Origin of the sequence: Pseudomonas sp. NY15374 (assembly GCF_048068255.1) — a bacterium.
In the GTDB taxonomy this organism is placed as follows: Bacteria; Pseudomonadota; Gammaproteobacteria; order Pseudomonadales; family Pseudomonadaceae; genus Aquipseudomonas; species Aquipseudomonas machongensis.
The window spans coordinates 63,614-82,099 of sequence record NZ_JBLUPZ010000018.1; the positions used below are offsets into that span (position 1 = coordinate 63,614).

General features: G+C 63.8%; 17 protein-coding genes. 10 read left to right on the forward strand and 7 right to left on the reverse strand.

Annotated elements, in window-relative coordinates:
* Positions 1 to 100: 100 nt before the first annotated feature.
* Positions 101 to 655 (reverse strand): nucleotide exchange factor GrpE, encoded by a 555-nt coding sequence (grpE, locus tag ACNFHO_RS26430; RefSeq protein WP_054892625.1) that lies wholly within the window; start codon positions 653 to 655, stop codon positions 101 to 103.
* A gap of 180 nt (positions 656 to 835) precedes the next feature.
* On the opposite strand from grpE, the gene recN reads away from it, so the two are divergent.
* Positions 836 to 2,509 (forward strand): DNA repair protein RecN, encoded by a 1,674-nt coding sequence (recN, locus tag ACNFHO_RS26435; protein ID WP_054892626.1) that lies wholly within the window; start codon positions 836 to 838, stop codon positions 2,507 to 2,509.
* An 80-nt stretch (positions 2,510 to 2,589) separates the two neighbouring features.
* On the opposite strand, the gene fur is transcribed toward recN, so the two are convergent.
* Positions 2,590 to 2,994, reverse strand: coding sequence for a ferric iron uptake transcriptional regulator (gene fur, locus ACNFHO_RS26440; protein WP_046788147.1), 405 nt, complete (start codon positions 2,992 to 2,994; stop codon positions 2,590 to 2,592).
* Positions 2,995 to 3,091: 97 nt separating this feature from the next.
* Between fur and ACNFHO_RS26445 the strand changes: the two genes are divergently transcribed.
* Complete coding sequence (locus tag ACNFHO_RS26445) at positions 3,092 to 3,613, forward strand: outer membrane protein assembly factor BamE (protein ID WP_054892627.1); 522 nt, start codon at positions 3,092 to 3,094, stop codon at positions 3,611 to 3,613.
* A gap of 69 nt (positions 3,614 to 3,682) precedes the next feature.
* Here the strand turns inward: ACNFHO_RS26445 and ACNFHO_RS26450 are convergent, their stop codons facing one another.
* Positions 3,683 to 3,985: an RnfH family protein gene (locus tag ACNFHO_RS26450; RefSeq protein WP_151926432.1), complete on the reverse strand. Its 303-nt coding sequence runs from the start codon at positions 3,983 to 3,985 to the stop codon at positions 3,683 to 3,685.
* Entirely contained in the window at positions 3,978 to 4,412 is a 435-nt protein-coding gene (locus ACNFHO_RS26455) for a type II toxin-antitoxin system RatA family toxin (protein WP_054892629.1), read from the reverse strand. Before ACNFHO_RS26455 ends, ACNFHO_RS26450 begins: the two co-directional genes overlap by 8 nt.
* 160 nt (positions 4,413 to 4,572) lie before the next feature.
* On the opposite strand from ACNFHO_RS26455, the gene smpB reads away from it, so the two are divergent.
* The gene (smpB, locus tag ACNFHO_RS26460) at positions 4,573 to 5,055 is read left to right on the forward strand and encodes an SsrA-binding protein SmpB (protein WP_027917703.1); all 483 of its coding nucleotides are present in this window, start codon (positions 4,573 to 4,575) and stop codon (positions 5,053 to 5,055) included.
* Between the two features lie 71 nt (positions 5,056 to 5,126).
* On the opposite strand, the gene ACNFHO_RS26465 is transcribed toward smpB, so the two are convergent.
* Positions 5,127 to 5,894, reverse strand: coding sequence for an FCD domain-containing protein (locus ACNFHO_RS26465; protein WP_054892630.1), 768 nt, complete (start codon positions 5,892 to 5,894; stop codon positions 5,127 to 5,129).
* A gap of 254 nt (positions 5,895 to 6,148) precedes the next feature.
* Here ACNFHO_RS26465 and ACNFHO_RS26470 point away from each other — a divergent pair, with 254 nt between their 5' ends.
* From ACNFHO_RS26470 to trmA, 6 genes are all read left to right on the forward strand, one after another.
* Positions 6,149 to 7,819 carry a lactate permease LctP family transporter gene (locus tag ACNFHO_RS26470; protein ID WP_054892631.1) on the forward strand — a complete coding sequence of 557 codons (1,671 nt, stop codon included), beginning with the start codon at positions 6,149 to 6,151 and terminating at the stop codon, positions 7,817 to 7,819.
* A 62-nt stretch (positions 7,820 to 7,881) separates the two neighbouring features.
* The gene (gene lldD / locus ACNFHO_RS26475; protein ID WP_112897265.1) at positions 7,882 to 9,027 is read left to right on the forward strand and encodes an FMN-dependent L-lactate dehydrogenase LldD; all 1,146 of its coding nucleotides are present in this window, start codon (positions 7,882 to 7,884) and stop codon (positions 9,025 to 9,027) included.
* A 74-nt stretch (positions 9,028 to 9,101) separates the two neighbouring features.
* Positions 9,102 to 11,912 carry an FAD-binding and (Fe-S)-binding domain-containing protein gene (locus ACNFHO_RS26480; protein WP_416767859.1) on the forward strand — a complete coding sequence of 937 codons (2,811 nt, stop codon included), beginning with the start codon at positions 9,102 to 9,104 and terminating at the stop codon, positions 11,910 to 11,912.
* Positions 11,913 to 12,161: 249 nt separating this feature from the next.
* Positions 12,162 to 13,385: an MFS transporter gene (locus ACNFHO_RS26485; RefSeq protein WP_416767860.1), complete on the forward strand. Its 1,224-nt coding sequence runs from the start codon at positions 12,162 to 12,164 to the stop codon at positions 13,383 to 13,385.
* Positions 13,386 to 13,601: 216 nt separating this feature from the next.
* Positions 13,602 to 14,897, forward strand: coding sequence for an NCS2 family permease (locus ACNFHO_RS26490; RefSeq protein ID WP_054892635.1), 1,296 nt, complete (start codon positions 13,602 to 13,604; stop codon positions 14,895 to 14,897).
* Positions 14,894 to 15,979 (forward strand): tRNA (uridine(54)-C5)-methyltransferase TrmA, encoded by a 1,086-nt coding sequence (gene trmA / locus ACNFHO_RS26495; protein WP_054892636.1) that lies wholly within the window; start codon positions 14,894 to 14,896, stop codon positions 15,977 to 15,979. Before ACNFHO_RS26490 ends, trmA begins: the two co-directional genes overlap by 4 nt.
* A gap of 42 nt (positions 15,980 to 16,021) precedes the next feature.
* Here the strand turns inward: trmA and pcaG are convergent, their stop codons facing one another.
* Both pcaG and pcaH read right to left on the reverse strand, forming a co-directional pair.
* A complete protein-coding gene (pcaG, locus tag ACNFHO_RS26500) occupies positions 16,022 to 16,627 on the reverse strand; it encodes a protocatechuate 3,4-dioxygenase subunit alpha (RefSeq protein ID WP_416767861.1) in 606 nt (201 codons plus the stop codon).
* Between the two features lie 11 nt (positions 16,628 to 16,638).
* Complete coding sequence (gene pcaH / locus ACNFHO_RS26505; protein ID WP_416767862.1) at positions 16,639 to 17,358, reverse strand: protocatechuate 3,4-dioxygenase subunit beta; 720 nt, start codon at positions 17,356 to 17,358, stop codon at positions 16,639 to 16,641.
* 242 nt (positions 17,359 to 17,600) lie between these two features.
* On the opposite strand from pcaH, the gene ACNFHO_RS26510 reads away from it, so the two are divergent.
* On the forward strand, positions 17,601 to 18,485 hold the full coding sequence (locus ACNFHO_RS26510) for a neutral zinc metallopeptidase (protein WP_125930820.1): 885 nt from the start codon (positions 17,601 to 17,603) through the stop codon (positions 18,483 to 18,485).
* Position 18,486 lies beyond the last annotated feature (1 nt).

Genomic DNA, 18,486 nt, shown 5'->3' on the forward strand with positions numbered 1-18,486 from the left:
TTAACTCTCCCGAAACTTGAATTTGGTAGCAGCGACTACTTTGGCCAACTGCGGTAATACTTGAAGGCTTGACACCTAGATGGGGATGCCCCGGTGGATTTCAAGCCTTTTCATCGATGGAAGGCTGGGGCGCTGCCGGCGCCTTGCTGACCACCACCATGGCGGGGCGCAGCAGACGACCGTTGAGCAGATAACCCTTCTGGAACACGTTGAGCACGCTGTTCGGCTCTACCTCGGCGTTTTCCTGCATGGCCATGGCCTGGTGATGCTCAGGGTTGAATGGCTGGCCATGAGGATCGACGGCTTCGAGGTTGTAGCGCTTGAGCGTGTCCTGGAACATCTTCAGGGTCAGCTCGACACCTTCGCGGATCTGCTTGACGTTTTCGTCATCGGCGCTGGAGTGGGTCAGGGCCAGCTCCAGGCTGTCGATCACCGGCAGCAGGTCGCCAGCGAATTTCTCCAAGGCGAACTTGTGAGCCTTCTCGACATCCTGCTCGGCACGACGGCGGATGTTCTGCAGGTCTGCCGCCACACGCAGCGACTGATCCTTGGCGGCGGCCAGCTGCTCCTCGAGCACCTGGACGCGGGCACCGAGGTCTTCGGATCCGGCTTCTTCGGCGTTAAGGTTTTGTTCATCCAGCTGTTCGTCAGCCATCGGTGCTCTCCTCCGCAATTTCTGGTTACAGGTCATGCCTGCCTTGTCTGCCGGTTATATGGGGTCGGAAAAACCAGGTTCAAGGGGCGAGCGGCATTTCCACGTTCAACAGGCGGGCATTGGCAGAGGTGAAAAAAGTACTGTATAAATAACCAGACATGACCTTCGGGAGCGGCCCTCATGCTGGTGCACCTGTCCATTCACAACTACGCCATCGTCGAGCACCTCGACCTCGAACTCGCCCGCGGGATGTCGGTGATCACCGGCGAAACGGGCGCAGGCAAGTCCATCATGCTCGACGCGCTCGGCCTGGCGCTAGGCGATCGTGCCGACAGCGGCGTGGTGCGCCCGGGCGCCGACAAGGCCGATCTGCTTGCCACCTTCGACCTGATCGACATTCCCGAGGCCCGCACCTGGCTGGCAGAGCGCGACCTCGACAACGACGGCCCATGTATCCTGCGCCGAGTGATCACCGCCGAAGGCCGCAGCCGCGGCTACATCAACGGCACCCCTTGCCCGCTCGGCGACCTCAAGGCACTCGGCGAGTTGCTGATCGACATCCACAGCCAGCACGAACACCAGTCGCTCCTCAAGACCGACACACATCGTCGCCTGGTCGACGAGTACGCCGGCGCCACCGACCTCGCCCGCCAGGTGCAACTGGCGGCCCAGCGCTGGCGCCAGACCCGCCTGGAGCTGGAGCGTCTGTCCAACTCCGGCGATGAGCAACGCGCCCGTCATCAGCTGCTGAGCTACCAGCTCGAAGAGCTCGACAATCTGGGCCTGGGCGAAAACGAGCTGGAACAGCTTGAGCACGAGCACAAGAACCTGACCAATGCCGAAGCCCTGTTCGGTATCTGCCGACAGGTCATCGATCAATGCAGCGAAAGCGACTCCGGCAACGTGCTCAGCGCCCTGACGGTCAGCCTCAATCGCCTGACCGCCGTGAACAATGCCCCCAAGGCATTGGGCGAGGCCGTCAATCTGATCGCCAGTGCACAGATCCAGATCGAGGAAGCGGTTGGCGAGCTCAACCGCTTCCTCGACAACTTCGACGCCGACCCTCTGCGCCTGCAGGCGCTGGAAGAGCGGCTCGACACCCTTTATACGCTCGCTCGCAAGCACCGCGTGCACCCGAGCGAGCTGCCACACCTGCAACAGCGCCTCATGGAGGAGCTCGAAGGGCTCAACGCCAGCGATGAATCCATCGAGCGCCTGGGCGGCGAACTGGCCGCCTATGCACAGCACTATAAAGAGAAGGCCGTCGAGCTCAGCAACCTGCGCCGCCAGGCCGCAGCGCAGCTGGCGGTGGCGGTCGAGCAGGAGATCCAGCGCCTGGGCATGCCTGGCGGGCGCTTCTGCATCGAGCTGTCGCCCAACGAGAGCGATGAGCTTTCGCCCCACGGGCTGGAGCAGATCGAGCTGCTGGTCAGCGCCAACCCCGGCCAGCCGCTCAAGGGCCTGGCCAAGGTGGCGTCGGGAGGCGAGCTGTCACGCATCAGCCTGGCGATTCAGGTCATCACCGCACAAACCTCGCGCATTCCCACGCTGGTCTTTGACGAAGTGGACGTGGGCATCGGCGGCCCGACCGCCGAGATCGTCGGCCAACTGTTGCGCCGCCTGGGTGAGCGCGGCCAGGTCCTAACCGTCACCCACCTGCCGCAGGTTGCAGCCCAAGGGCACCACCACCTGTTCGTGCACAAGGTGCGCAACAGCGACACCACCCATACAGCCGTGGCCAGCCTCGGCAAACGTGAGCGGGTCGAAGAAGTGGCACGCATGCTGGGCGGGATAGACCTGACCAAGGAATCCCTGGCGCATGCGCGCAAGATGGTGGTTAGCGGCAAGGCCTGAGGTAGCACACTTCTCACCCGTGGCAGAAAGCACAAAGGCGACCCGAAGGTCGCCTTTGCTGTTCATAACGATCGAAATCGTTACTTTTTCTTACGCACATACAGGACCAGGTTGTGGTCCACGAGCTCGTAGCCATGCTCAGCCACGATCTCTTTCTGGCGGCGCTCGATCTCCGCATCCATGAATTCGATCACTTCGCTGGTATCCACGTTGACCATATGGTCGTGGTGGCCGCCATCGGCCAGCTCGAACACCGCGTGGCCGCCATCGAAGTTGTGGCGAACCACCAGACCCGCTGCTTCGAACTGGGTCAGTACACGGTAGACGGTCGCCAGACCGACATCCTCACCTGCTTCCATCAGCGCCTTGTAGACATCCTCGGCGCTCATGTGACGCTGCTCGGTCGAATCGAGCATCTGAAGGATCTTGACTCGAGGCAGGGTCACCTTGAGACCGGCTTTGCGCAATTCGCTATTTTCAACCATGGTCAGCTTTCTCGCCGATGCTGCTTCGCAGCTTCTCTTAATACGGGTATGATCGGGGTTTACGTTGTCCAGCCAAGATAGTGGAAGTCGCCCACCGATGCAAAACACCAAGCTCTTGCTAACCAGCCTCACCCTCGTGGGACTGCTCGCACTCGCCGGTTGCTCGTTTCCCGGGGTTTACAAAATCGACATCCAGCAGGGCAATGTCGTCACGCAGGACATGATAGACCAATTGCGCCCCGGAATGACCCGACGGCAAGTAAGGTTTATCATGGGCAACCCGCTCCTGCAGGACACCTTCAACACCAATCGGTGGGATTATCTCTACAGCATCCAGCCTGGCGGCGGTAAGCGCCAGCAGGAGCGCATGAGCATCTTCTTCAACGAAAGCGACCAACTGGTCAGCCTGTCCGGCGACTTCATGCCAGGCGTGAGCCGCGACCAGGAAATCCTGGGCGGCAGCAGCACCACGACCGTCAGCCCGGCCAACCAGCCGTCTCAACAGCCAGAGAAGCCAGCCAAGGCCGGCTCGACGGAAGAGTCGATCCAGCGTGAAATCGACACCATCGAGACGACACCGGTGCCCACACCGGCTCCCCTGGAGACCTCGCCGCAATAACGGCATGGCCCATGAAAAAGCCCGGACATGGTCCGGGCTTTTTATTGCGCAGCGCATACAGCAACAACCTTACCCGCGTGCAGCCTTGGCCCTTTCGGCTCGCTGTCTGCGCATCGCCTTCGGGTCGACCAGCAGCGGCCGGTAGATTTCCAGGCGCTCGCCCTCCTCTACCTGACGCTGCTGCGGATCGGCGACGACCTTGCCGAACACGCCCACCGGGCAGCTTTCAATATCCAGCCCTGGCACTTGCGCAGCGATACCAGACAAGCGCAAGGCCTCACGCAGCGTCACGCCCTGCGGCACCCGGCACGCCAGCAGCCACTGGCGTGCCGCGGTCGCGTAAGCCACCTCGATACCCAGCGTCTCAGCCATGCAGCTGCTTGGCTCGCTGGCAGAAGGCATCGACGAGGGTGTTGGCTGCCTGGTTGAACAATGGCCCGAGGGTGGCGCGCACCAGCGGCCCGGCGTAATCGAACGACAGGTCGAGGCTGATCTTGCAGGCTTTCTCGCCCAACGCCTTGAACACCCACACACCATGCAACTGGGTGAAGGGCCCTTCTTCCAGGTTCATCTCGATGGATTGCCCCGGTACCAGCACATTGCGCGTGACGAACTGCTGGCTCATGCCACCCTTGGCTACCTCCAGCTTCGCCCGCATGTGCGTGTCACTCGCCTCGAGCACCGTCGAGTCCGAGCACCAGGGAAGAAACTCAGGGTAGCTGGCCACGTCGTTGACCAGGTCGTAGAGCGCCTGGGCAGGGTATGGCAGCAGGGCGGAGCGTTGAATATGGGTAGTCATCCAGGCATCACTTCCAAGCTGGGCGGCAGCGCATCGCAGCGCTTCGGAACGGTTCCGTACAACGGAACGAGGCCTGCATTGTCCGGGATTCATCCTGCTGGCTCAAGCGCACCGAACCCCATAGCCAGAGGACGTGGCGACTGCCTATAATGCCGCCCCTATGGCTAAGCAAAAGAAACATCCGACCGGGACCATCGCGCAGAACAAGAAAGCGCGACACGATTACTTCATCGAACACAAGTTCGAGGCCGGGCTGGTCCTGTCCGGTTGGGAAGTAAAAAGCCTGCGGGCCGGCAAGGCGCACCTGACCGACAGCTACGTGCTGCTCAAGGATGGCGAAGCCTGGCTGTTCGGCAGCCACATCACCCCGCTGAACACCGCCAGCACCCACGTCATCGCCGACCCCATGCGTACCCGCAAGCTGCTGCTGAACAAGCGCGAGCTCGAGCGCGTGGAGGCTGCCGTGGCGCAGAAAGGCTACACCTGTGTGGCCCTGGCGCTGTACTGGAGCAAGCACCTGATCAAGTGCGAAATCGCGCTCGGCAAGGGCAAGAAGGAGTTCGACAAGCGCGACACGATGCGCGAGCGCGACTCCAACCGCGAGCTGCAGCGTGCGGTGCGCAACAAGGGCAAGGAAGAGTAGATCTTCTTCGGCGGGCAAGTCGGAGCGGCGGTTCGGCGCTCCGACTTGCCCGCGAATGCTGCGACACGTTTCTAGCGCCCGTTGCGTCGCTCCGCACGCGCCACGCGCTGGGCTTCCTGCTGCGCTTCTTCCAGCACTTCCTGCACATACAGGATGTGCCGGCTCGACACCTCCCGCGCATCTTCCGCACGCCCCTCGACGATCGCCTCGTACAGTTCGCGATGCTGACTGATCAGCATGTCGCGCGTTTCCGTACGCTGCTGGTACATGCCCCCGATGTTGGTCACCACATTGCGCTTGAGCAGGTCGAACAGACCACGAATGGTATGCAGCAGCACGGCATTGTGGCTGGCCTCGGCAATCGCCAGATGAAACCGGGCATCCGCTGCGCCCTCTTCTGCACGACTGACCTCATCGACGCGGGCATAGCAGTCCTGCAGCGCATCGAAGGCGGCCTTCAACCGCGCCCGATCCGGCTCGGTGGCACGCTGGGCTGCGTAGAAGGCGCATGAGGCCTCAAGGGTGTGACGAAACTCCAGCAGGTCGCGCTGAGCCTCAGGGTTGTGCTCGAGCAACTGCAACAAGGGATCACTGAACGTCGATCCCAGCGACTCGGCCACATAGTTGCCGCCTCCCTGGCGGCTGACCAGCAGCCCCTTGGCCACCAGTTTCTGGATCGCCTCGCGCAACGACGGGCGGGAAACGCCGAACTGCTCGGCCAGGGCGCGCTCGGCGGGCAGGCGCTGCCCCGAGGTCAACGTCCCCTCGAGAATCATCCCTTCCAGTCGATCGACGATATCGTCGGACAGGCGCCGTTGGCGGACCTGATCAAAAACCATCACATGCTCTCCACAAACCCCGGCACCGATTTCGGGGCGCCTATTCTGCGCCTATCCGCGACAGCCCGACAGATATTCCTCGATTGATCCGACGCGATCTCGCCCTCCGCTCATCGGCACTCGACCAAAGTTTTGCTTGGGACAAATTGACACACCTCGTATCCGGCTTTTAACCTAGCGACCAGTCATTGTAAATTGGTCTTACCAATTATCCAATGCCAGTGCTGACCAACAACAATTAGGGGTTACCCCATATGCAAACCTGGCAACAACTCTACACACCGCTTGGTAGTCTCGGCCTGTCCGCACTGGCGGCGGTCATCCCCATCGTGTTCTTCTTCCTCGCCCTCGCCGTGTTCCGCCTCAAGGGACACGTGGCAGGCAGCATTACCCTCGGCCTGTCGATCCTGGTGGCGATCTTCGCCTTCCAGATGCCTGTCGACATGGCCCTTGCCGCAGCAGGCTACGGCTTCCTCTATGGCCTCTGGCCGATTGCCTGGATCATCGTTGCCGCAGTGTTCCTGTACAAACTCACGGTCAAGAGCGGCCAGTTCGAAGTCATCCGCAGCTCGGTACTGTCGATCACCGACGACCAGCGCCTGCAGGTGCTGCTGATCGGCTTCTGCTTCGGTGCCTTCCTCGAAGGCGCAGCCGGCTTCGGCGCGCCCGTGGCCATCACCGCCGCACTGCTGGTGGGTCTGGGCTTCAACCCGCTGTATGCCGCGGGCCTGTGCCTGATCGCCAACACCGCGCCGGTCGCCTTCGGCGCCCTGGGCATCCCGATCATCGTCGCCGGGCAAGTGACCGGTATCGACGCCTTCCACATTGGCGCCATGACCGGCCGCCAGCTGCCGCTGCTGTCGCTGTTCGTGCCGTTCTGGCTGGTGTTCATGATGGATGGCCTGCGTGGCGTGAAAGAGACCTGGCCCGCCGCGCTGGTCGCCGGCCTGAGCTTCGCCGTGACCCAGTACTTCACGTCCAACTTCATCGGTCCTGAACTGCCGGACATCACCTCGGCCCTGGCCAGCCTGATCGCCCTGACCCTGTTCCTCAAAGTCTGGCAGCCCAAGCGCGCGTTCGCCGAGGCCAAGGGCAGCGTCGGTGCGGCCGTGGTCAGCAGTGGCGGCAGCCAGCCTTCGCCGTACAGCTTCGGCGAGATCTTCAAGGCCTGGTCGCCATTCCTGATTCTCACCGTGCTGGTGACCATCTGGACCCTCAAGCCCTTCAAGGCTGCATTCGCGCCGGGCGGCGCGATGTACAACTTCGTGTTCAACTTCGCCATCCCGCACCTCGATCAACTGGTGATCAAGACTGCGCCGATCGTGACCGCACCGACCGCGATGCCGGCCGTGTTCAAGCTCGACCCGATATCCGCCACCGGCACCGCGATCTTCCTGTCGGCACTGATCTCGATGTGGGTCCTGAAGATCAATGTCAAAACTGGTCTTACCACTTTCAAAGAGACCTTCTGGGAACTGCGCTGGCCGATCCTGTCGATCGGCATGGTGCTGGCCTTCGCCTTCGTCACCAACTACTCGGGCATGTCCTCGACCATGGCCCTGGTCCTGGCCGGCACCGGCGCGGCGTTCCCGTTCTTCTCGCCGTTCCTGGGTTGGCTGGGCGTGTTCCTGACCGGATCCGACACGTCGTCCAACGCCCTGTTCAGCTCGCTGCAGGCCACCACCGCGCACCAGATCGGCGTCAGCGACACCTTGCTGGTCGCCGCTAACACCAGCGGCGGCGTGACCGGAAAGATGATCTCGCCACAGTCGATCGCCGTGGCCTGCGCCGCCACCGGCCTGGTCGGCAAGGAGTCGGACCTGTTCCGCTTCACCGTCAAGCACAGCCTGTTCTTCGCGACCATCGTCGGCCTGATCACCCTGGTCCAGGCCTACTGGCTGACCGGTATGCTGGTTCATCACTAAAGTGACAGGGGCCGGGCGCTCTGAGCGCCCGGCAGTTCCCTCAACCCACGCTGCGAGAATCCATGATCATTTCAGCCTCCACCGACTATCGCGCCGCGGCCCAGCGCAAGCTGCCCCCCTTCCTGTTCCACTACGCCGACGGCGGCGCCTACGCCGAGCACACCCTGCGCCACAATGTCTCGGACCTGGCCAGCATCGCCCTGCGCCAGCGTGTCCTGAGAAACATGTCGGAGCTGAGCCTTCAGACCCGGCTGTTCGACGAAACCCTGAGCATGCCCGTGGCCCTGGCCCCGGTCGGACTCACCGGCATGTACGCGCGCCGTGGCGAAGTGCAAGCGGCGCGCGCGGCGGCGGCGCACGGCATTCCCTTCACCCTGTCCACGGTGTCGGTCTGCCCGATCGAGGAAGTGGCGCCGGCCATCGACCGGCCCATGTGGTTCCAGCTGTATGTCCTCAAGGACCGCGGCTTCATGCGCAACGCCCTGGAGCGTGCCAAGGCCGCCGGGGTGAAGACGCTGGTGTTCACCGTCGACATGCCCGTGCCCGGCGCCCGCTACCGTGACGCCCATTCCGGCATGAGTGGCGCCAACGGCCCGATGCGTCGTGTGTTGCAAGCCATGACCCACCCTGAATGGGCCTGGGACGTCGGCGTGATGGGACGCCCCCACGACCTGGGCAATATTTCCACCTATCGCGGCAACCCGACCGGCCTTGCCGACTACATCGGCTGGCTGGGCAACAATTTCGACCCGTCGATTTCCTGGAAGGACCTGGAGTGGATCCGCGAATTCTGGGACGGCCCGATGATCATCAAGGGCATCCTCGACGCCGATGACGCCCGCGACGCCGTGAGGTTCGGTGCCGACGGCATCGTCGTCTCCAACCACGGCGGCCGCCAGCTCGACGGCGTGCTGTCCAGCGCTCGCGCCCTGCCGGCCATTGCCGACGCGGTCAAGGGTGATTTGAAGATTCTCGCCGACTCGGGTATCCGCAGCGGCCTGGACGTGGTGCGCATGATCGCCCTGGGCGCCGACACGGTGCTGATCGGCCGCGCCTTCCTCTGGGCCCTGGCCGTGCATGGCCAGGCTGGGGTGAAGAACCTGCTGGAGCTGTTCGAGAAAGAAATGCGCGTGGCCATGGTGCTGACCGGCGCCAAGTCGATCGGCGAGATCAGCCGCGATTCACTGGTACGCGAGTTGGGCGCCTGAGCCCTTACGAAACAAACGCCTGATAGTCCGGGGCACGTCGCGCGCCAGACGCGCCGGCCCCGCGAGGAGATTGCATGAGCCTGCCCGCTGCGTTCCTGCGTGATGCCGAGCGCCTGATCCCTGCCGAACGCCGTTTCGACGACCCGACCTCGACCCTGGCCTTCGGCACCGACGCCAGTTTCTACCGGCTGATCCCCAAGCTGGTGGTGCGCGTCGAATCCGAGGACGAGGTGGTCGAGCTGATCCGCCTGGCCCAGCGTGAGCGCGTGCCGGTAACCTTCCGCGCTGCAGGCACGAGCCTCTCCGGGCAGGCCATCAGCGACTCGGTGCTGATCGTGCTGGGCGACAACTGGAACGGCCGCGAGATTCGCAACCAGGGCGAACAGATCCGCCTGCAGCCCGGGGTCATCGGTGCCCAGGCCAATGCCTGGCTGGCCCCCTACGGGCGCAAGATCGGACCTGATCCGGCGTCGATCAATGCCTGCAAGATCGGCGGTATCGTCGCCAACAATGCCAGCGGCATGTGCTGCGGTACCGCGCAGAACACCTACCACACTCTTGCTGGCCTGCGCCTGGTACTGGCCGACGGCACTCGCCTGGACAGCGAAGACCCGGCCAGCGTCGCCGCCTTCGAGCAGAGCCACGCCGCACTGCTCGACGAACTTGCCCGACTTGGCCGGGAAACCCGCGCCAACACCGAACTGGCCGACCGCATCCGCCACAAGTACAGGCTGAAGAACACCACCGGCCTCTCGCTCAACGCACTGGTGGACTACGACCAGCCGCTGGATATCCTCCAGCACCTGCTGGTCGGCTCCGAAGGCACCCTGGGTTTCATCAGCGCAGTCACCTATGACACCGTGCCTGACCACCCGCACAAGGCCAGCGCCCTGCTGGTGTTTCCCACTGTCGAAAGCTGCTGCCGGGCAGTGACCGTGCTCAAGCGCCAGCCCGTGTCGGCGGTCGAGCTGCTCGACCGCCGCAGCCTGCGCTCGGTGCAGGAGATGCCAGGCATGCCGGCCTGGGTGAAAGGCCTGTCGAGCAACGCCTGCGCCCTGCTGATCGAGTCCCGCGCCGCCAGCCAGAGCCTGCTGCACGAACAACTGGCGCTGGTGATGGGGTCAATCGCCGAATTCCCGCTCGAGCAGAAGGTCGAGTTCAGCGAAGACCCGACGGTGTACAACCTGCTGTGGAAGATTCGCAAGGACACCTTCCCTGCCGTCGGCGCCGTACGCCAGACCGGCACCACGGTGATCATCGAAGACGTGACCTTCCCGGTAGAGCAACTGGCCGAGGGCGTCAACCGCCTGATCCAGCTGTTCGACAGGCATCGCTATGACGAGGCGATCATTTTCGGCCACGCACTGGAAGGCAACCTGCACTTCGTTTTCACCCAGGGCTTCAACAGCGCCGAGGAAGTTGCGCGTTACCAGGCCTTCATGGAGGACGTCGCGCAACTGGTGGCGGTGGAGTTCGGCGGCTCGCTCAAGGCCGAGCACGGCACCGGACGCAACATGGCGCCCTTCGTCGAGCTGGAATGGGGCAAGGACGCCTACCAGTTGATGTGGGCACTCAAGCGCTTGCTCGACCCCAACGGCATCCTCAACCCGGATGTGGTGCTCAGCAACGATCCGGACATCCACCTCAAAAGCCTCAAGCCACTGCCGGCGGCCGACGAGATCGTCGACAAATGCATCGAGTGCGGTTTCTGCGAGCCGGTGTGCCCGTCCAAGGGACTGACCCTCAGCCCGCGGCAGCGCATCGTCATGTGGCGCGATATCCAGGCCAAGCGTCGTGCCGGCCTCGACACTCGCGAGCTGCTGCAAACCTATCAATACCAGGGTATCGATACCTGTGCCGCTACCGGCCTGTGCGCCCAGCGTTGCCCGGTGGGGATCAATACCGGCGAACTGGTGAAGAAACTGCGCGGCCAGGCCGCCGATCACCTGAAGACTGCCGACTGGCTGGCCGAGCACTTCCACTCTGCCCTCAGTGGCGCACGCCTGACCCTCGCCGCGGCCAACGGCGCACGCAAGCTGCTCGGTGCCCCACGCCTGGCGCGCCTCAGCAGTGGCCTGCGCAAGGTCAGCAACGGTCGCCTGCCGCAGTGGACAGCGGCCATGCCGCAACCGCTCAAACCGATCGACTTCGGCCCGGCAAGCCACGATGCACGACCCCGGGTGGTTTACCTTGCGGCCTGTGTGTCGCGTGTCATGGGTCCGGCCTATGACGATCGCGAGCAGCGCTCGTTGCTGGACAAGACCCAGGCCCTGCTGGAAAAGGCCGGCTACCAGGTGATCTTCCCCGACAACGCCGATAGCCTCTGCTGTGGCCAGCCATTTGCTTCCAAGGGCTACGCCGAGCAGGCCGAGCACAAGCGCCAGGAACTGATCGCCGCCCTGCTGCATGCCAGCCGCGGCGGCCTCGATCCAATCTATTGCGACACCAGCCCCTGCACCTTGCGCCTGGTACAGGATCTGGGGGACACCCGGTTGGATCTTTACGACCCGGTGCGCTTCATCCGCACGCATCTGCTCGACAAGCTGGAGTTCACCCCACAGGAGGAACCTGTGGCCGTACATGTCACCTGCAGCACCCAGCACCTGGGCGAAAGCCAGGCGCTGATCGACCTCGCGCGGCGTTGCAGCAAACAGGTGGTGATTCCCGAGGGTATCCACTGCTGTGGGTTCGCTGGCGACAAGGGGTTCACCACGCCAGAGCTCAATGCCCATTCCCTGCGCAGCCTGAAAGATGCCGTGCAGTACTGCAGCGAAGGGATTTCCACCAGCCGTACCTGCGAGATCGGGCTGTCGAGCCATAGTGGTATCGACTATCACGGATTGGTCTATCTGGTGGACCGGGTGACGCGCGCACGAGCTATTTAGGTCAGCGCAATCCCTGTGGGAGCAACTGTCTTGCTCAAAATCTAAAGACCAGCCCAATCCCCTGTGGGAGCGGGCTTGTCCCGCGAACACGGGCGTAGCCCGTGCCAGGCAGCGCGGTGTCTTTTTCGCGGGTAAACCCGCTCCTACAATGGAGCGGCTACCCAGGCGATTTGACACAGCGGCCAGCAACCATTTGTTACAAGTAAATGCTAATCTGCAGCCCCCTTCTTCCGCTGCCGTTGGCCCCCGATGTCTGAGTCCGCACCGTTGCTGTTGCGTCACCACCGTCCGTTCATCGCGTTCTGGCTTGCGCGGGTCTTCACCGCCAGCGGCTTCCAGATGCTCACCGTGGCCATCGGCTGGCACCTCTACCAGCTCACCGGCAACGTCCTGGACCTGGGCCTGGTCGGCCTGGTCGAATTCGCCCCACGGGTGCTGTTCATGCTGCACACCGGGCATGTCGCCGACCGCTACGACCGGCGCAAGGTCGCCGCCCTGTGCCAGGGCCTGCAAGGGCTCATCGCCCTGGCCCTGGCCCTGGGCAGTGCCACCGACAGCGTCACCCGTGAACTGATCTTCGTGCTGGCGTTCCTGCTCGGTGCCACCCGCTCCTTCGAGATGCCTGCGACCCAGGCACTGCTCCCCAACGTGGTGCCGCCGGGGCTGTTCCCGCGCGCCGTCGCTGCGTCGGCGTCAGCGACCCAGGCAGCGACCATCGTCGCCCCGGCGGTCGGCGGCCTGCTCTACGCTTTCGGCAGCATCTGGGTGTATGGCCCGACGGTATTGCTGTACGCCATTGCCTGCCTGCTGATGCTCAGCCTCGACTCGCGCCAGCAGACACCCCAGCGCGGCCGTGCCAGCCTGGAATCACTGCTGGCCGGCATCCGCTTCATTCGCAGTCGCCCGGACATCCTTGGCGCCATCTCGCTGGACCTGTTCGCCGTACTGCTCGGCGGTGCCACGGCGCTGCTGCCGGTGTTCGCGAAGGATATCCTGCTCACCGGCGCCTGGGGCCTGGGCCTGCTGCGCTCGGCCCCGGCGGTAGGTGCCTTGTTGATGTCGCTGTGGCTGGCGCGCTTCCCGGTAGAACGAAAGGTCGGCCGGACCATGTTCACCGCCGTCGGCGTGTTCGGCGTGGCGACCATCGCCTTTGGTCTGTCGACCTCGTTCTGGTTCTCGCTGGCGGTGCTGGTGGTACTGGGCGCGGCAGACATGATCAGCATGGTTATCCGCAGCGCCTTCGTGCAACTGGAGACACCCGATGAAATGCGCGGCCGGGTCAGCGCGGTGAACGGGCTGTTCATTGGTGCCTCGAATCAGCTCGGCGAGTTCGAATCCGGGGTCACTGCGCACTGGTTTGGCACAGTTCCGGCGGTGGTGCTGGGTGGTGTGGGCACGCTGGTGGTCACTGGCGTGTGGATGAAGCTGTTCCCGACCCTGGCCAACCGCGACCGCATGCACACTCCGCAATAGTCTTCATGGGGCTGCCTGGCAGCCCTTTCGCGGCACCAGGCCGCGCCGACAGTGGGCGCCACGCCACAAAGACCAACAGCCATAGGCCCCCGCCCCCCATGCTGGTATGATGCGCGGCTTTTTTCCGCCCCCACAAAACCACGGCAACCGGTACGGTCTGTGCTTTGCTGATGGGGTCGAATACATTCACGGCGCCGCGGCGCCATGGGAGCAGGCATGCTGGAAAGGCTGTTTCAACTAAAAGCACACAACACCAACGTGCGCACCGAGATCCTCGCGGGCGTCACCACCTTCCTGGCGATGGCCTACATCCTGTTCGTCAACCCGAGCATCCTCGGCGAAACCGGCATGGACAAGGGCGCGATCTTCGTCGCCACGTGCCTTGCCGCCGCCATCGGCTCGGTCACCATGGGCCTGATCGCCAACTATCCGATCGCCCTCGCCCCGGGCATGGGCCTGAACGCCTTCTTCACCTACACCGTGGTCCTGCACATGGGCCACACCTGGCAGGTGGCACTGGGTGCGGTATTCCTCTCGGCGGTGCTGTTCTTCCTGCTGTCGATCTTCCGCATCCGTGAGTGGATCGTGAACAGCATCCCGCTGCCGCTGCGCTCGGCGATCGCCGCCGGTATCGGCCTGTTCCTGGCACTCATCGCCCTGCACAATGCGGGCATCGTCGTCGATAACCCAGCCACCCTGGTCGGCCTGGGCGACCTCAAGCAGCCTGCACCGATCCTGGCCACCCTCGGCTTCTTTCTCATCGTCGGCCTCGAGTCGCTGAAAGTACGCGGCGCCGTGCTGATCGGCATCCTCGCCGTGACGGTGGTGTCGATCCTGGTGGGTGCCAGCCAATTCGGCGGCATCGTTTCCATGCCGCCGTCGCTGGCCCCGACCTTCCTGCAACTGGACATCAAGGGCGCGCTGGACGTCGGGCTGATCAGCGTGATCTTCGCCTTCCTGTTCGTCGACCTGTTCGACAACTCCGGCACCCTGATCGGCGTGGCCAAGCGCGCCGGCCTGATGGGCAAGGACGGCCACATGCCGAAGATGGGCCGTGCGCTGATCGCCGACAGCACCGCAGCCATGGCCGGCTCGCTGCTGGGCACCTCGACCACCACCAGCTATATCGAATCGGCTGCCGGCGTAAGTGCCGGCGGACGCACCGGCCTGACCGCCATCGTGGTAGCCGTGCTGTTCCTGCTGGCGCTGTTCTTCGCGCCGCTGGCCGGTAGCGTGCCGGCCTACGCCACCGCGCCGGCACTGCTGTTCGTTGCCGTGCTGATGGCCTCGGGCCTGGCCGAGATCAACTGGGACGACGTCACCGAGGCCGCGCCGGTAGTGGTCACCGCCCTGGCCATGCCATTGACCTATTCGATCGCCAACGGCATCGCCTTCGGCTTCATCGCCTGGACCGCCATCAAGCTGATCTCCGGTCGTCATCGCGACCTGAACCCGGCCCTGGTGATCCTGTCCATTCTGTTCGTCATCAAGCTGGGCTGGTTCAACGCATGAGTGCCGTCTTCGACCCTTCGCAATACACGACCCAACTGCAGGCCAAGGTCGAGCGCCTGCGCGAGCTGTTGGCGCCCTTCGATGCACCGCAACCTGCCGTGTTCGAGTCGCCGCGCGAGCACTATCGCCTGCGCGCAGAGTTCCGCCTGTGGCGCGAAGAGGGTCAACGCCACTACGCGATGTTCGCCCCGGGCGAGAAGCACAAGGCAATTCTCATCGACGACTTCCCCATCGCCAGCCAGCGCATCAATGAACTGATGCCCCGTCTCAAGGCCGCCTGGCAGGGCAACGAAGACCTGAGCAATCGTCTGTTCCAGGTCGAGTTCCTGACCACACTGGCCGGCGATGCCATGGTCACCCTGTGCTATCACCGCCCGCTCGACGAGGCCTGGGAAGCTGCCGCGCAGCAACTGGCCGCACAACTGGGCGTCAGCGTGATCGGTCGTTCCAAAGGCAAGCGCGTGGTGATCGGCCGTGACTATGCCGTGGAGAAACTCGACATCGCCGGCCGCACCTTCAGCTACCGCCAGCCTGAAGGCGCCTTCACCCAGCCCAACGGGGCAGTGAACCAGAAGATGTTGGGCTGGGCCTGCGAGGCGATGGGCGAGCGCAGCGACGACCTGCTGGAGCTGTACTGCGGCAACGGCAACTTCACCCTGCCCCTGGCCACCCGCGCGCGCCAGGTGCTGGCCACCGAGATCAGCAAGACCTCGGTCAACGCCGCCCTGCACAACCTCGACGAAAACGGCATCGACAACGTGCGCCTCGTACGCCTGTCGGCCGAGGAACTGACCGAGGCGCTGAACGAGGTCCGCCCATTCCGTCGCCTGGAAGGCATCGACCTGAAAAGCTACGACTTCGGCACCGTGTTCGTCGACCCGCCACGCGCCGGCATGGACCCGGACACCTGCGAGCTGACCCGGCGTTTCGAGCGGATCCTGTACATCTCCTGCAACCCCGAGACGCTGGCGCAGAACATCGCTCAACTGCACGATACCCACCGTATCGAACGCTGCGCGCTGTTCGACCAGTTCCCCTACACCCACCACATGGAAAGCGGGGTCCTGCTGGTCCGGCGCTGATCGATGGATGGCCGGGGCCACCTGTCAGGCCCCGGCATTCGTTCAGAAGTCGAAGAACACCGTCTCCCCTTCCCCTTGAATACGGATATCGAAGCGATACGCCGTCTTCCCATCGACCTCGCAACGCTTGGCGATCAGCGTCTCGCGCCGCTGCGGCTGCTCGATCAGGTTGAGCACCGGGCACTTGGCGTTGGCCTCGGCCTCGTCATCGAAATACAAGCGGGTATGCAGGTGGATATTGATCCCCCGGGCGAACAGGCTGATGTTGATGTGCGGTGCCATCGGCACCCCGGCAGCATTGTTCACCACGCCTGGCTTGACCGTGTGCAAGGTCCATTCACCTGCATCGAAGGTGGTGGCGGTCCGGCCGAAGCTGTTGAAGGTGTTCTCCAGGTTGAACATGTCCTGGTAGTGGCCGTTGGCGTCGGCCTGCCACACCTCGAGGAAGGAATCACGCACCAGATGGCCATTGCCATCGTACACCTGGCCGATCAGCAGGATGTGCTCGCCCGGAGCCTCCGGGCGGGCCAGGCGGTTCCAGATTTCCTGGTCGCGGGTCGGGTTACCGGCAGCTTTCAGGGCCAGGCCGATGTGCACATAGGGGCCGGCGGTCTGCGAGGGGGTCTCCGGCAGCAGTTCGATAGGCATGACGGGTCTCCTCAGCGATTCTCGAAGTGGGTCTGGCGCTGGCCACGCAGCACGATGTCGAAGCGATAGGCCAGGCAGTCCATCGGGTTGGCGTGGCTCATGTCGAGCCGGGCGATCAGGCGCTGCACCGCGTCCGGGTTGGCGATCGACTTGACGATCGGGCACATCGGAATCAGCGGATCACCTTCGAAATACAGTTGGGTGATCAGCTTGGTGGCAATCGAAGGTCCGCTGATGGAGAAGTGGATGTGCGCCGGACGCCAGTCGTTGGGGCCGTTGCGCCAGGGATAGGGGCCGGGCTTGATGGTGCGGAAGCTGTAGTAGCCGTCACGGTCGGTCAGGCAGCGACCTACGCCACCGAAGTTGGGATCGAGCGGGGCCAGGTAGCGGTCGTTCTTGTGGCGGTAGCGACCACCGGCGTTGGCCTGCCACATCTCCACCAGGGTATTGGGCACCGGCTTGCCGTACTGGTCGACGACCCGCCCGGCAACGATGATGCGCTCACCGATCGGCAGGCCACCGTTGTTGAAGTTCAGCAACAGGTCATGGTCATGCTCGCCGAAGCGCAGTTGGGAAAAATCAGGGCCGGTACTTTCGCTGACCGACTGGGCAATGCTCACCAGCGCCTGGCGCGGCGAGCGGGCGATGGATGTCTTGTAATCAGGCGTGAGGGCCTTGGGGTGCCAGTTGCGATCACGGATCACGAAGCGGCTGGTGTCCTGAGCGGGCATGCCGTTTTCCTCTCTTGGAATTGTTCGAACCACCTGTGCGTGGCAGGCGGACTTGCAGTTTCCGGCAGGTCGCGCAGGGCGAAAACTGAAAACATGGGCGCCAGACATAACCATTTGGTTATGCAACTTTTCGTCAGACCACCTGATCTGAAGCGCTGGACTATTCTGGATGGACTGCGGTGCTGGCTGCGCAGAGCCCACGGCCCTTCAACCAGGCACGACCCTCACAGCGGAGAACTTCTATGGATTGGCGAAAAGGCCGACGCAGCGACAATGTGGTGGATGCACGCGGCGAAGGCGGTGGCGGCGGGATGCGCTTCGGCGGTGGCAAGGGCCTGGGGCTGGGCGCCGTGCTGCTGATCATCGGCATCGGCTGGATCACCGGCCAGGATCCGCTGCAGATCCTCGGCCAGCTCGCCGGCCAGATGGAGCAACAGCAGGCAGCGCCCAGCGGTGCTGGCGGCAAGGCACCGCCGGCCAATGACCAACAGGCCGAGTTCGTCGCCTCGATCCTGGGCGACACCGAAGATACCTGGAAAGCCCTGTTCGCCCAGGCCGGCAAGCAATACCGCGACCCCAAGCTGGTGCTGTTCAGCGGCCAGGTCAACTCCGCGTGCGGCTTCGCCTCCTCGGCGGTCGGCCCCTTCTATTGCCCGGCTGATCAGCGGGTGTACCTGGACATGTCGTTCTTCCGCGAAATGGAAACCCGCTTCGCTGCCGCCGGCGACTTCGCCCAGGCCTACGTGATCGCCCACGAAATTGGCCACCACGTACAAACCCTGCTCGGCGTCTCGGCCAAGGTCGATGCCGCACGCCGCAGCGGCCAGCGCCTTGAGGGCGACAATGGCCTGCTGGTACGCCAGGAACTGCAGGCCGACTGCCTGGCCGGTGTCTGGGCCTACCAGGCTCAGAAACGTCTCAACTGGCTGGAGCCCGGCGATGTCGAAGAGGCACTCAACGCCGCCAACGCCATCGGCGACGACCGCCTCCAGCAACAGGGGCAAGGGCGCGTGGTGCCCGACTCCTTCACCCATGGCACCTCGGCGCAGCGGGTACGCTGGTTCAAGGCTGGCTTCGGCAGTGGCGATCTCAACCGCTGCGACACCTTCAACGCACGCAACCTGTAAC

What these genes read in the sequence shown, in the direction of transcription:
- grpE (WP_054892625.1), bottom strand. Translation starts at nt 655, where the DNA reads ATGGCTGACGAACAGCTGGATGAACAAAACCTTAACGCCGAAGAAGCC.
- recN (WP_054892626.1), top strand. Translation starts at nt 836, where the DNA reads ATGCTGGTGCACCTGTCCATTCACAACTACGCCATCGTCGAGCACCTC.
- fur (WP_046788147.1), bottom strand. Translation starts at nt 2,994, where the DNA reads ATGGTTGAAAATAGCGAATTGCGCAAAGCCGGTCTCAAGGTGACCCTG.
- ACNFHO_RS26445 (WP_054892627.1), top strand. Translation starts at nt 3,092, where the DNA reads ATGCAAAACACCAAGCTCTTGCTAACCAGCCTCACCCTCGTGGGACTG.
- ACNFHO_RS26450 (WP_151926432.1), bottom strand. Translation starts at nt 3,985, where the DNA reads ATGGCTGAGACGCTGGGTATCGAGGTGGCTTACGCGACCGCGGCACGC.
- ACNFHO_RS26455 (WP_054892629.1), bottom strand. Translation starts at nt 4,412, where the DNA reads ATGACTACCCATATTCAACGCTCCGCCCTGCTGCCATACCCTGCCCAG.
- smpB (WP_027917703.1), top strand. Translation starts at nt 4,573, where the DNA reads ATGGCTAAGCAAAAGAAACATCCGACCGGGACCATCGCGCAGAACAAG.
- ACNFHO_RS26465 (WP_054892630.1), bottom strand. Translation starts at nt 5,894, where the DNA reads ATGGTTTTTGATCAGGTCCGCCAACGGCGCCTGTCCGACGATATCGTC.
- ACNFHO_RS26470 (WP_054892631.1), top strand. Translation starts at nt 6,149, where the DNA reads ATGCAAACCTGGCAACAACTCTACACACCGCTTGGTAGTCTCGGCCTG.
- lldD (WP_112897265.1), top strand. Translation starts at nt 7,882, where the DNA reads ATGATCATTTCAGCCTCCACCGACTATCGCGCCGCGGCCCAGCGCAAG.
- ACNFHO_RS26480 (WP_416767859.1), top strand. Translation starts at nt 9,102, where the DNA reads ATGAGCCTGCCCGCTGCGTTCCTGCGTGATGCCGAGCGCCTGATCCCT.
- ACNFHO_RS26485 (WP_416767860.1), top strand. Translation starts at nt 12,162, where the DNA reads ATGTCTGAGTCCGCACCGTTGCTGTTGCGTCACCACCGTCCGTTCATC.
- ACNFHO_RS26490 (WP_054892635.1), top strand. Translation starts at nt 13,602, where the DNA reads ATGCTGGAAAGGCTGTTTCAACTAAAAGCACACAACACCAACGTGCGC.
- trmA (WP_054892636.1), top strand. Translation starts at nt 14,894, where the DNA reads ATGAGTGCCGTCTTCGACCCTTCGCAATACACGACCCAACTGCAGGCC.
- pcaG (WP_416767861.1), bottom strand. Translation starts at nt 16,627, where the DNA reads ATGCCTATCGAACTGCTGCCGGAGACCCCCTCGCAGACCGCCGGCCCC.
- pcaH (WP_416767862.1), bottom strand. Translation starts at nt 17,358, where the DNA reads ATGCCCGCTCAGGACACCAGCCGCTTCGTGATCCGTGATCGCAACTGG.
- ACNFHO_RS26510 (WP_125930820.1), top strand. Translation starts at nt 17,601, where the DNA reads ATGGATTGGCGAAAAGGCCGACGCAGCGACAATGTGGTGGATGCACGC.